The organism is Aequorivita vitellina (assembly GCF_022008365.1).
GTDB classification, from domain to species: Bacteria; Bacteroidota; Bacteroidia; order Flavobacteriales; family Flavobacteriaceae; genus Aequorivita; species Aequorivita vitellina.
The window spans coordinates 64,256-75,479 of the sequence record NZ_JAIRBA010000008.1 but is presented as its reverse complement, the minus strand read 5'-3'; the positions used below and the strand labels follow the sequence as shown (position 1 = coordinate 75,479).

At 36.8% G+C, this 11,224-nt stretch carries 12 protein-coding genes; 4 read left to right on the top strand and 8 right to left on the bottom strand.

The features are described 5' to 3' along the window. The first annotated feature begins 4 nt into the window (after positions 1 to 4). From parS (K8089_RS06100) to K8089_RS06090, 3 genes are read left to right on the top strand one after another with little or no spacing between them, the layout of a single operon-like run. Entirely contained in the window at positions 5 to 526 is a 522-nt protein-coding gene (parS, locus tag K8089_RS06100) for a type II RES/Xre toxin-antitoxin system antitoxin (protein ID WP_237602398.1), read from the top strand. Beyond that, positions 526 to 984, top strand: coding sequence for an RES family NAD+ phosphorylase (locus tag K8089_RS06095; protein WP_237602397.1), 459 nt, complete (start codon positions 526 to 528; stop codon positions 982 to 984). The genes parS (K8089_RS06100) and K8089_RS06095 overlap by 1 nt, the downstream gene beginning before the upstream one ends. A 20-nt stretch (positions 985 to 1,004) precedes the next feature. Next, a complete protein-coding gene (locus tag K8089_RS06090) occupies positions 1,005 to 2,543 on the top strand; it encodes a bifunctional GNAT family N-acetyltransferase/carbon-nitrogen hydrolase family protein (RefSeq protein ID WP_237602396.1) in 1,539 nt (512 codons plus the stop codon). 126 nt (positions 2,544 to 2,669) lie between these two features. Here the strand turns inward: K8089_RS06090 and K8089_RS06085 are convergent, their stop codons facing one another. The 4 genes from K8089_RS06085 to K8089_RS06070 form a co-directional block, all read right to left on the bottom strand. Beyond that, the gene (locus K8089_RS06085) at positions 2,670 to 3,134 is read right to left on the bottom strand and encodes an RES family NAD+ phosphorylase (RefSeq protein WP_237602395.1); all 465 of its coding nucleotides are present in this window, start codon (positions 3,132 to 3,134) and stop codon (positions 2,670 to 2,672) included. Positions 3,135 to 3,136: 2 nt separating this feature from the next. Further along, entirely contained in the window at positions 3,137 to 3,604 is a 468-nt protein-coding gene (gene parS / locus K8089_RS06080; protein ID WP_237602394.1) for a type II RES/Xre toxin-antitoxin system antitoxin, read from the bottom strand. 120 nt (positions 3,605 to 3,724) lie between these two features. Further along, positions 3,725 to 5,137, bottom strand: coding sequence for a glycosyltransferase 87 family protein (locus tag K8089_RS06075; protein ID WP_237602393.1), 1,413 nt, complete (start codon positions 5,135 to 5,137; stop codon positions 3,725 to 3,727). A gap of 80 nt (positions 5,138 to 5,217) precedes the next feature. Further along, complete coding sequence (locus tag K8089_RS06070; RefSeq protein ID WP_237602392.1) at positions 5,218 to 6,345, bottom strand: TolB family protein; 1,128 nt, start codon at positions 6,343 to 6,345, stop codon at positions 5,218 to 5,220. 31 nt (positions 6,346 to 6,376) lie between these two features. Here K8089_RS06070 and K8089_RS06065 point away from each other — a divergent pair, with 31 nt between their 5' ends. After that, positions 6,377 to 7,612 carry a M28 family peptidase gene (locus K8089_RS06065; RefSeq protein WP_237602391.1) on the top strand — a complete coding sequence of 412 codons (1,236 nt, stop codon included), beginning with the start codon at positions 6,377 to 6,379 and terminating at the stop codon, positions 7,610 to 7,612. A 141-nt stretch (positions 7,613 to 7,753) separates the two neighbouring features. Here the strand turns inward: K8089_RS06065 and groL are convergent, their stop codons facing one another. The 4 genes from groL to K8089_RS06045 all read right to left on the bottom strand — a co-directional run bounded on the left by groL (position 7,754) and on the right by K8089_RS06045 (position 11,217). After that, on the bottom strand, positions 7,754 to 9,394 hold the full coding sequence (gene groL / locus K8089_RS06060; RefSeq protein WP_237602390.1) for a chaperonin GroEL: 1,641 nt from the start codon (positions 9,392 to 9,394) through the stop codon (positions 7,754 to 7,756). A gap of 141 nt (positions 9,395 to 9,535) precedes the next feature. Then, positions 9,536 to 9,811, bottom strand: coding sequence for a co-chaperone GroES (locus tag K8089_RS06055; RefSeq protein ID WP_237602389.1), 276 nt, complete (start codon positions 9,809 to 9,811; stop codon positions 9,536 to 9,538). Positions 9,812 to 9,961: 150 nt separating this feature from the next. After that, the gene (secG, locus tag K8089_RS06050) at positions 9,962 to 10,297 is read right to left on the bottom strand and encodes a preprotein translocase subunit SecG (protein ID WP_237602388.1); all 336 of its coding nucleotides are present in this window, start codon (positions 10,295 to 10,297) and stop codon (positions 9,962 to 9,964) included. Further along, positions 10,294 to 11,217: a hypothetical protein gene (locus K8089_RS06045; protein ID WP_237602387.1), complete on the bottom strand. Its 924-nt coding sequence runs from the start codon at positions 11,215 to 11,217 to the stop codon at positions 10,294 to 10,296. Before K8089_RS06045 ends, secG begins: the two co-directional genes overlap by 4 nt. Between the last annotated feature and the right edge of the window lie 7 nt (positions 11,218 to 11,224).

Genomic DNA, 11,224 nt, shown 5'->3' with positions numbered 1-11,224 from the left:
ACAAATGTCTTATCTTTGGAGACAAATGTATTTGGTTATGAGTTATGATGAACAAATTAATGCTATTAATGAAGTAAACGAGGCATTAACAGCTTACGTAAAAAACATTGAAAATGTATCGAGGAAAATTTCATTTGCAGATTTTTTTCTTGATAAAATGCTAATTGTCCAAGCTATTAGAAGAGGGCTGCCATTTAAAATATTTACCCAAATAAAATCATTTACACCTTTTACCGATTCTGATTGGGCCGAATATTTAGATCTTTCTTCTAAAACATTGCAACGATATCGAGATGATAAGGATTTTTATTTTAAACCTATTCACACTGAAAAAATATTTGAGCTTGCTGAAGTTACCAATTTTGGAATTGAAGCTTTTGGTTCTTCCGAAAAATTCTACAGATGGCTAAATACGCCTTCATTTGCTTTAAAGGGGCTTAATCCCAGAGAGCTTTTAAAGGATTCTTACGGTAAGGAAATGGTTATGGCAGAGCTTAATCGTATAGAGCATGGTATTTTTGCATAATGAGGGTTTTTAGGTTATCCAGAAAAAAATATGCCTACGATTTAAGTGGTAAAGGTGCAGCTAAGTTCGGAAACCGTTGGAATTCTAAAGGTGTAAAAATGCTGTATACGGCAGAAAGTAGGGCGCTGGCAATGGCTGAAGTAATAGTGCATTTAAGCTTGGCAACACTACCTGATGATTATATGATGATTGAGATTGATATTCCAGATTCCTTGAAAATCGAAGTTTTAAACCCTCAGGTTTTGGATGAAGATTGGAATTCTAATCCTCCAAAATTGAATACGCAAAAAATAGGTGACTCTTTTATTTATTCAGGAGATTTCTGTGTTCTTAAAGTTCCTTCTACCGTAGTAAATGGCGACTTCAATTTTTTGTTGAACCCCAACCATTCAAGTATTTCAGAAATTAAAATTATTGAAATTGTCAACTTTCCTTTTGACGAAAGGATTTTTAAATAGAAATTGAATTCCCAGACTATATGGACCCACAAAAAATTGAAAATATTGAGCTAAAGTTTTTGACCCTTAAGGATTATGAAGCGCTTAAAGCTGCGACCATTCAGTCTTATGGGGGTATGCCTAATAGCTATTGGAAGATAAACGAGATAGGAAACTTGATAGATATTTTCCCCGAGGGGCAAGTGGTTATTATGGCCGATGGCGAAATTGCCGGTTGCGCTCTTTCTATTATTGTAGATTTTGATGAATTGGGTGAAAAGCACACCTATCAAGATATTACAGACGATCCAACTTTTAAAATCCACGATACAGAAGGCGATGTGCTTTACGGAATAGACGTTTTTATTCGGCCAGATTTTCGCGGCCTTCGTTTGGGAAGAAGATTGTACGATTACAGAAAGGAGCTCTGTGAAAACTTAAATTTAAAGAGTATCGTTTTTGGCGGAAGAATGCCAAATTATCATCTACACGCAGATAAACTTTCCCCAAAACAATACATTGAAAAAGTTAAACGCAAACAAATTGACGATCCCGTTTTAAACTTTCAGATATCGAATGATTTTCACCCGGTACGTGTGTTGAAAGGTTATTTGGAAGGCGATAAAGCTTCCGGTGAGTTTGCGGTTTTGATGGAGTGGGACAATATCTATTATACAAAACCCGAAAAAAAACCCAAACCTTCTGCAATAAAAAGTATTGTGCGTCTGGGTCTTATTCAATGGCAAATGCGAAGCTATTCTGGCATGGAAGAGTTAATGCATCAAGCAGAGTATTTTATAGATTCTGTAGCAGGATATAGATGTGACTTCGCGATGTTTCCAGAGTTTTTCAATGCTCCGCTCATGGCAAAATACAATCATATGAGTGAGCCAGATGCTATTCGCGAATTGGCGAAATACACCAAAGAAATTACCGAAAGACTTTCGCAACTATCAATTTCATACAACATCAATATTATAACTGGAAGTATGCCCGAAATGGTTCGCGGAAAATTATATAATGTCGGTTACTTATGCCGTCGCGATGGAAGCGTGGAGCGTTATGAAAAAATTCACGTTACACCAGATGAAGAACGCGTTTGGGGAATGGTAAATGGAAATTCATTAAAAACTTTCGATACAGACTGTGGGAAAATAGGAGTTTTAATTTGTTACGATTCTGAATTTCCTGAACTTTCAAGATTACTTTCAGATGAAGGAATGGATATACTTTTTGTGCCATTTTTAACCGATACTCAAAATGGTTATTCGCGGGTGCGTCTTTGTGCTCAAGCCAGAGCGGTAGAAAATGAATGCTATGTTGCCATTGCAGGAAGTGTTGGTAATTTACCGAAGGTTCACAACATGGACATACAATATGCCCAAAGTGCTGTGTTTACTCCCTGCGACTTCTCTTTTCCCAGCAATGGAATAAAGGCTGAAGCAACCACAAATACCGAAATGATTTTGGTTGCCGATGTAGATATAGATTTACTTCGCGAGTTGCACACTTTTGGTGCAGTTCGAAATTTGAAAGATAGACGAAAAGACTTCTACAAATTAGAAAGAGTGAAAAAGTAAACTACTAAAGTTTTAAATTTTTAAACGGAAACAACCAAATGAACGGTCATTCCATTAATTAACTTTCTTAAAAATATTTCGCTTTAAGCTAATTTTATTTACTCACTACCGAAATTTTCTGAAAAACTAGTGATTTACACTATTCTCCTTAATCCGCAAATCAAAAACGAAATCTTTGGTTTCTAGTAATTTAAAGCAGGGGTTTTTAGTCAGCGGATTAATAACGTAATTAAATTCTTGCGGAATTATAATTGAAGGAATTTTTAGAATTGCCTTATCCTGCTGAAGTAATTTAGTACCAAAATCTTTAGTAGACTTCGGTGCAGGTGTGTTTCGCCAATTTCCGGGCAAATCTGTCTCTTTAACGGTATAGATTTGATTATCGTCAATTTCGAAAACACAGAGACTCAGTGCGCGTGGAATAAAATCAATAGCAATATTGGCAGCGTATTCCAAAACCGCTAAGGACCGACTTTCGGAAGTGTAAATACAGGGCGTGTCAATGTGGTTCCACCGGCCACCAAAAAGCTTAGAGCCCGTTCCCTGCAGGTCGTTTGCATATTGTGTTTTGCTTATTCGAAAAACCTTCATGGTTAAGAATAAACGCCATATGCAATACGGCCTATGAGGTTTCGTATTTCCTCACGGCCAAATTGATTATCCATAAGATCAAAGGGGGCGGCTCCTGAAAGTGCTTGATTTGCGGTGAACATCCATTGATTAAACTTGCGTTTGTCTTCAAAAACTTCATAACCAAAAGAGTAAATTTCTGCCACGGCGATAATACCTTCGCTAATATGATCGTTAAATTTTTGCTCTCCTTTTTTATTGATGAGCGTAGAACGCGTAACAGATAATGCTTGGGCTAAAGCGTCGTAATCTAATGATGTTTCTTCTTTTAGTTTGGTTAAATAAGCTTTACTAACACCATTTCTAACAATTTGCATTTTTTGATAGGAGGTCATGTCTACTAACGGAATGGCGAGGTTTCCATCGTAGAAATGGGTGGGGGCCTCCTTGGCATAATTGATTTTATTGGTGGCTTTATATGGCTTTTTCATAATAGTATAAAATTAATCTTTAAGTAGTATGAAATTACATTTTTTATATCGAACTGCCAAATTTTTCCATTGAAATCTCTAGCTTTTACCCAGAATTATTAAAATTGAAAATCCTTTTATTTAACTATTTTTAATGCCGTTATGTCGTGGTTTTAAGAATAGATATTTAGAAGTGCTTATTTCCCAAAAGGCTACAATAATAACCACAGTATATTCTAAAGCCACAAGCCATAACTTTTCATCAAAACCATTTTTACCATAGGCCGAATAACTCAGCATTACCACAAAACTCCAAATAATTGGGAATTTGTATCTCGTAAAAACCGAAAGCAAAAGGGGAGTGGCGATGTACCACGGATGCACGGTGGTGGAAAGCAAAAAGTAAAATGAAACTGCAAAAAGCATTGCGGTTATCAATTGTTTCGGCGTTTTATTTTTTCTAAAAAAAGCAAGTCCCAAAACAAAAAGTAATACAATTATAGGAAGAACTTTCCCAACGGTTTCAATAATATTCCAGCCAACAACCTGGAATCCAATCCAACGGATTATATAATAAACACTTCCATTAAACTCAAAATTCTGGAACCAAAGTCCAATGGTTGAAGTGAAATTATTGATAAATTCTGAAGAAACGAACGGTAAAAATGTAACGATTACAGTAAGCCCAACTATAAAATAGAATTTGAAGAGCTTTCTGAAGTTAATCGTGGAGTCCTCACAGGTTTTAGCAACCTGTGAGGACTTGTTCAATTTCGGGGTAGAAAAATATTTTAAAAAAACAGGCAAAAACAATAACGGAAGCAATTTTACCGAAACGGAAACCCCAATCAAAACTGCGGCCCGAAACCATTTTCCATTAAAAAGTAGATACAGTGCCCACACATAAAAGAAAAGCATTACCCCTTCAAAATGTAGATTTCCAGTAAGTTCAATTATGATAAAAGGATTTAAAAAATACCAGAAAATATTTCTGAAAGGGAGGTTAAATTTCTTCAATATTTTACTTCCAAAGTACAAAATACCAACATCTGCAAAAATAATAAGTACGCGGAGCACAATCGCTGAGCCTAAAATACTTTTCCCCGCAAACAGCGCGGCAATAGTAAAAAACAATTGATTGATAGGCGGATAATTGCTGAAATGGCTCGCGTTCAGCGCCCCCATTCCGTTAATTAATTGTTGTGATTGTTCAACTGAATTATTTAATATGGCTGATGAATCTGGCGTGAACAAATACGGACTAACGCCCTGGATCAATAACCGTCCATCCCACAGAAACCGATAAAAATCTTGCGAAAGATTGGGGATTCCCGGAATGAAAATCAATCGAAAAACAATCCCCAAACTGGCTAAAAACCAGAAATTAAGTTTAAACTTTTCTATAAAAAGATAGGCGATGATAAAAAGCGCACCGTAGCGTAAAATTAATTTTGTAAAATCATTACGCTCCAAATGATATCCAAAACTGATATAAAATACGATAGCGATTATCGAGAAAAGTAAGGGAATTTTATAGCGTTTAATGAAATCCAAAAACCGTTTTATTTATTCGTTAAATTGAAATTCAAAAAAACTAAATCCGATAAAAATCGGAAGAAAAATCGCTATTCTTTTCAATCTTGCCATTCGGCAATAAAAAGATTGGTGTCGCGACTACCGCCGTTATTTCTATTTGATGAAAAAGCTAACTTTTTTCCATCATTTGAAAACACTGGAAATGCATCAAAGGTTCTACCGTGGGTAACGCGCTCCAAGTTTTTACCGTCTATATCAATTAAATATAGGTTAAATGGAAATCCTCGTTCGGCTTCAAAATTACTGGAGAACAAAATCTTTTCGCCCGAAGGATGAAAAAACGGCGCCCAATTTGCATTTCCTAAATGGGTAAGTTGCCGCAATTCGCTTCCGTCTGCATTGCAGATAAACAGTTCCATTTCGGTAGGTTGTACCAAACCTTGAGCGAGCAAATCTTTGTACTCTTTTATTGCCGCTTCGGTTTTTGGGCGGGAAGCACGGAAAATCAATTTTGAACCGTCAGGTGAAAAGAATGCGCCACCATCGTAGCCTAATTCATTTGTAATCTGTTTCACATTTTTACCATCAATATCCATCGTATAAAGTTCCAAATCGCCACTGCGCATGGAGGTGAAAACAATTTTATCGCCTTTGGGCGAAACGGTTGCTTCGGCATCGTAACCCGGTTCATTAGTGAGCTGAGCGGTTATGTTTCCCTCTAAATCTGCGACAAAAATATCGAAGCTATCATAAACCGGCCAAACGTATTTCCCATCTTTTTTTACAGGCACTTCGGGACAGTTTTCGTCTTTTAAATGCGTGCTTCCGTAAACAATGTGCTCTCCGTCGGGCAGAAAATAACTGCAAGTAGTTCGGCCTTTCCCGGTGCTTATCATTGGCGGTTGTTTGTCTCTAAAAGTTTCATCTACATTCATTAAAAACATTTGATCGCAGTTAACACCCCAGTTTTTATAGTTGCTTTGAAAGATGAGCTTACTGTCGTCAAAACTCCAATATGCCTCTGCATTATCACCGCCAAAAGTAACTTGACGAATGTTTTTAAAATGCTTTTCTTCGGGATAAATTAGCGTGTCTTTTGTATTTGGGTCTAATACTGCATCTATATTTTTATCGGTTGAATTGAGAGATTCGTTTTCTGCTTTTTTCACTTCATTTTTACAACTCGCAAAAACCGAAACAATCAGCAGGATATAAAATATTTTCATTTTTAATGTACTTTTGAACAAAAGTAATGATATGCGTGCAATTTTAGTGATTTTTCTAGCAATATTGGTTTTCTCTTGTAAGGAAACAAAAGTGAAACCTATAACTATGAAAGAAGACGTTTCCATCTTGGCAAACGATAGTTTAAAAGGACGAAAAACAGGTAGTGCAGATGAAAAAAAGGCTGCCGAATATATTGCAAAACGGTTTGCAGATATTGGGTTACAACCTAAAGGTACCAATGGTTATTTTCAAAAATTCACTTTCAAGGCGAGCAAGAATCCACATCAAGAAGCCGAATTTACTTCAGAAAAAGGCGACAGTACTAAAACCGCTGAAAACGTAATTGCTTATTTAGATAACAAGGCTGAAAATACAGTTGTTATTGGCGCGCATTACGACCATTTGGGAATGGGCGGCGAAGGTTCGCTGTATCGCGAAGGCGAAGCAATACATAACGGCGCCGACGATAATGCGAGCGGAGTGGCAATGATGTTGCATTTGGCAGATTCACTTCGCTTCGACTCCGCTCTGCAACCGAAGAAAAACAATTATCTTTTTATCGCTTTTTCTGGGGAAGAAGAGGGTTTATTGGGATCAAATTATTTCGTAAAAAACCCAACTATCGACACAAAAAAAATAACTTATATGCTGAATATGGATATGGTGGGTAGGCTCAATGCCGAAAAAAACTTAGCGGTTTATGGTCTGGGAACTTCGCCTATTTTAAAACAAACTGTATTGGCAAATGCTGGAAATTTAAAGATTACCGAAAACGAAAGCGGTGTTGGCCCTAGCGATCATACTTCGTTTTATTTGGCAGATATTCCGGTGTTGCATTTTTTCACTGGGCAACACGAAGATTACCACAAACCCAGTGATGACACTGAAAAGGTGAATTTTGAGGGAATGAAAGCTGTTTCAAATTACATTTTCAGCATAATTAAAGATTTGGACAATCAGCCGAAACTTCCATTCAGAAAAACCAAAAACGAAAGTGAAGTTGTGCCAGAATTTAAAGTGACTTTAGGCGTGGTTCCAGATTATCTTTTCAGTGGAAAAGGAATGCGAATTGATGGTGTAAGTGAAGACAAACCAGCACAAAAAGCAGGACTTCAAAAGGGTGATGTTGTTGTGAAAATGGGCGATTTTGAAGTAACCGATATGATGAGTTATATGAAGAGCCTTTCAAAATTTGAAAAGGGGCAAACGACTTTGGTTACAATAAAAAGAAATGAAGAGCTGAAAGAAGTTGAGGTTACGTTTTAAGAAATAAAAAAACCTAACAGTTCTGAGACCTGTTAGGTTTAATTAAGTACTGAGTACAGACAAGGCACACCTTAATTCCAGTTGAGACAAGGCATGCCTTAATTCCAGTTGAGACAAGGCATGCCTTGTCTCAACGATATGCTACATCATACCGGGCATTCCGCCACCCATACCAGCTGGCATTCCACCACCGCCGGCATTTTCTTCTTTAATATCTACCAAAGCACATTCTGTAGTAAGAATCATTCCAGCAACCGATGCAGCGTTTTCTAGCGCGATACGGGTTACTTTTTTAGGATCGATGATTCCTGCTTTTAGCATATCAACATAGGTTTCGCTTTTAGCATCGTAACCGAAGTTTTTCTTGCCTTCCAAAACTTTATTGATAACTACCGAACCTTCACCACCTGCGTTTTCAACAATAGTTCGCAATGGAGATTCAATCGCTTTAGAAACAATATTTATTCCTGTTGTTTCATCGAGTGTATCGGTAGTAAGTTTTTTAAGCACTTCAATAGCGCGAACTAAAGCAACGCCACCACCAGCAACAATACCTTCTTCAACAGCCGCACGGGTTGCGTGAAGGGCATCGTCTACTCGGTCTTTTTTCTCTTTCATTTCTACTTCAGAAGCAGCACCAACATAAAGAACCGCAACTCCGCCAGCTAATTTAGCCAAACGCTCCTGCAATTTTTCTTTGTCGTAATCGCTTGTAGTAGATTCAATTTGCGATTTTATTTGGTTCACACGGCCTTTAATGTCATCTTTTTTACCAGCTCCATTAACTATGGTTGTGTTGTCTTTATCTATGGTTACAGTTTCAGCAGAACCTAACATGTCGATTGTTGTGTTTTCCAAAGTGAAACCGCGCTCTTCAGATATAACAGTACCACCTGTTAAAATAGCAATATCTTCAAGCATGGCTTTCCTTCTGTCGCCAAATCCTGGTGCTTTTACAGCAGCAATTTTTAAAGAACCCCGAAGTTTATTTACTACCAAAGTAGCTAAAGCTTCACCGTCAACATCTTCAGCAATTATTAAAAGCGATTTTCCTTGTTGCGCTACTGGCTCAAGTACAGGAAGCAAATCTTTCATTGCAGAAATTTTCTTGTCGTAAAGCAAAATCATTGGGTTTTCCAATTCGGTCTGCATTTTTTCGGTATCGGTTACGAAATAAGGTGAAAGATATCCACGATCAAATTGCATTCCTTCTACAACATCTACGTATGTTTCAGTTCCTTTTGCTTCTTCAACGGTGATAACTCCTTCTTTTCCTACTTTTCCGAATGCTTTAGCAATTAAATCGCCAATTACATCGTCGTTGTTTGCCGAAATGGAAGCTACTTGCTTTATCATTTCAGAAGAATTACCAACCTTAGTAGTTTGCTTTTCAAGATTAGCAACAATGGCTTCTACAGCTTTGTCTATTCCGCGTTTTAAATCCATTGGATTTGCACCGGCTGCTACGTTTTTAAGGCCTTCTTTTACAATTGCTTGTGCAAGAACGGTAGCGGTTGTTGTTCCGTCACCAGCAAGATCGTTGGTTTTTGAAGCAACTTCTTTTACCATTTGAGCGCCCATATTTTCAAGCGCATCTTCCAATTCAATTTCTTTTGCAACGGTTACACCATCTTTAGTTACTTGTGGAGCACCAAAAGATTTACTAATAATTACATTGCGACCTTTTGGGCCTAATGTTACTTTTACTGCGTTTGCTAGAGCATCAACACCGCGTTTAATACTATCGCGAGCTTCTACATCAAATTTTATATCTTTTGCCATAAATTTTAAATTTTGTCATCCCTGTCAAGACAGGAATTTTTTGGTTAATATTATAATTTCTTAATTATTTGCTTTTCAAGAAAATCTTAAAATAAAATTCCAAATCCTAAAGGTTTGAATTTGAAGTTTCTACTTTAGAAATTAAATTATTGCAAGTATATCGTCTTCGCGCATGATGAGGTAATCGTTGCCGTCAAATTTTAATTCGCTGCCAGAATACTTTCCGTAAAGCACGGTATCTCCAACTTTTACGGTCATTTTATAATCCTCTTTTCCTTTGCCCACAGCAACTACTTTACCCTGTTGTGGTTTTTCTTTAGCCGAATCTGGAATGTACAATCCCGAAGCTGTTTTTGTCTCTGCCTCTTGCGGCTGAACCAATACGCGATCTGCAAGTGGTTGAATTTTTAATGCCATTTCAATTTTATTTTTTAGTTGTTAAACTTTAGTTTAAATGTTTGTTTGCTAATTGGCAGAAATTGTGCCACCGCCGTTAGACTGACAGTATATAAAACAAAAATGCCAGCTTGTCAGAAGCTGGCATTTTAAAATAATATTGTAACTGTTTTAGTTTGTAGTATCTTCTGTTGCAGCAGGCGCTGGAGTTTGGGTAGTAGGAACCGCAGGGATTGCACTTTCGTCAAAAGTTTTTGATTGTACAACATTGCCGCCCATTATAAAAACGTTTGAAAATAAAATTAACGCAAGCATAATGGTTGCAAGGGTCCACGTACTTTTATCAAGAAAGTCGCTCGTTTTCTGCACACCACCAATTTGTGCGCCACCACCACCGCCAAATGACGATGAAAGTCCACCACCTTTTGGGTTTTGAACCATTATAACTACGACCAACAAAAAGGCCACTATCATTATTAAAACTAAAAATATTGTAAACGTACTCATGATTGTTCTGAATTAATCAATTTTTCTATTGCCCGAATTTGGTCTGCAAAGAAACCACTTTTTTCGGGATTTTTCAAAATTAATATTTTATATGCTTGAATTGCCTTTTTATAGTTCTTTTGTTGCAGATAAACTTTAGCCAAAGTCTCCGTCATCAGGGAATCAACTGGTTGTGTCTGTGAATTTTCTAAAATATTTTTTTCCTGTTTAGTTGCCTTTTTTTCTATTTCTGAAGGGATAATCTTTGGTTTTTCTTGAATAAACTTGTCTATTAATTCAAATTTTCGCTCCCGTTCATCTTGTGTTATGTTGTCTTCGTTTGTAAAAATAACTTCTTTCGGCGAAGAATTTTCGGTGCGTGAAATAGGTTTCGCTTTGGTGAGTTTTAACCATTCGGCAAATGAATGTGTGTCGTCTTTTGTAAATTCTAAAGGTGTGTTAGTCTGTAGCACTTCTTCAGGTTCTTGCTTTTTTTCCGTCTTCTTTTCAACTAATTCGGTTATAGAAGTCACTTTTCTTTGAAAAAGTTCGGGATTTAAAATATCTTCCGCCTTTTGCATTTCGGCTTTCAGTTGTTTGTCTATTTCAAGACTAATTTGTTCCGAAATATTTTCGACAACAACTTTTATTTCTGCTACCGACGGATCATGTTGTAAAATGGTTTGTGAAATTTCATTCTGAATAAATTTTTCAGAAGTGATGTATTCAAACAAAATATCGCGATCAGTAGTATGTGCTGCGGTAAGTTTCAATGCGTCATTGTACAAATAACTGTTTTTATTTTTTAAACCTTTTAGTTGTAAGGCGCGCGCGCTTTGAAAATAGGGGTATTTTTTTATGAGCATATCCAATGCGGTTAAATCCTCAGAAGTTATTTTCTGCGGATTGGCGAGTAGATATGTGTATTGTTCAATGTTCAATTTTCAA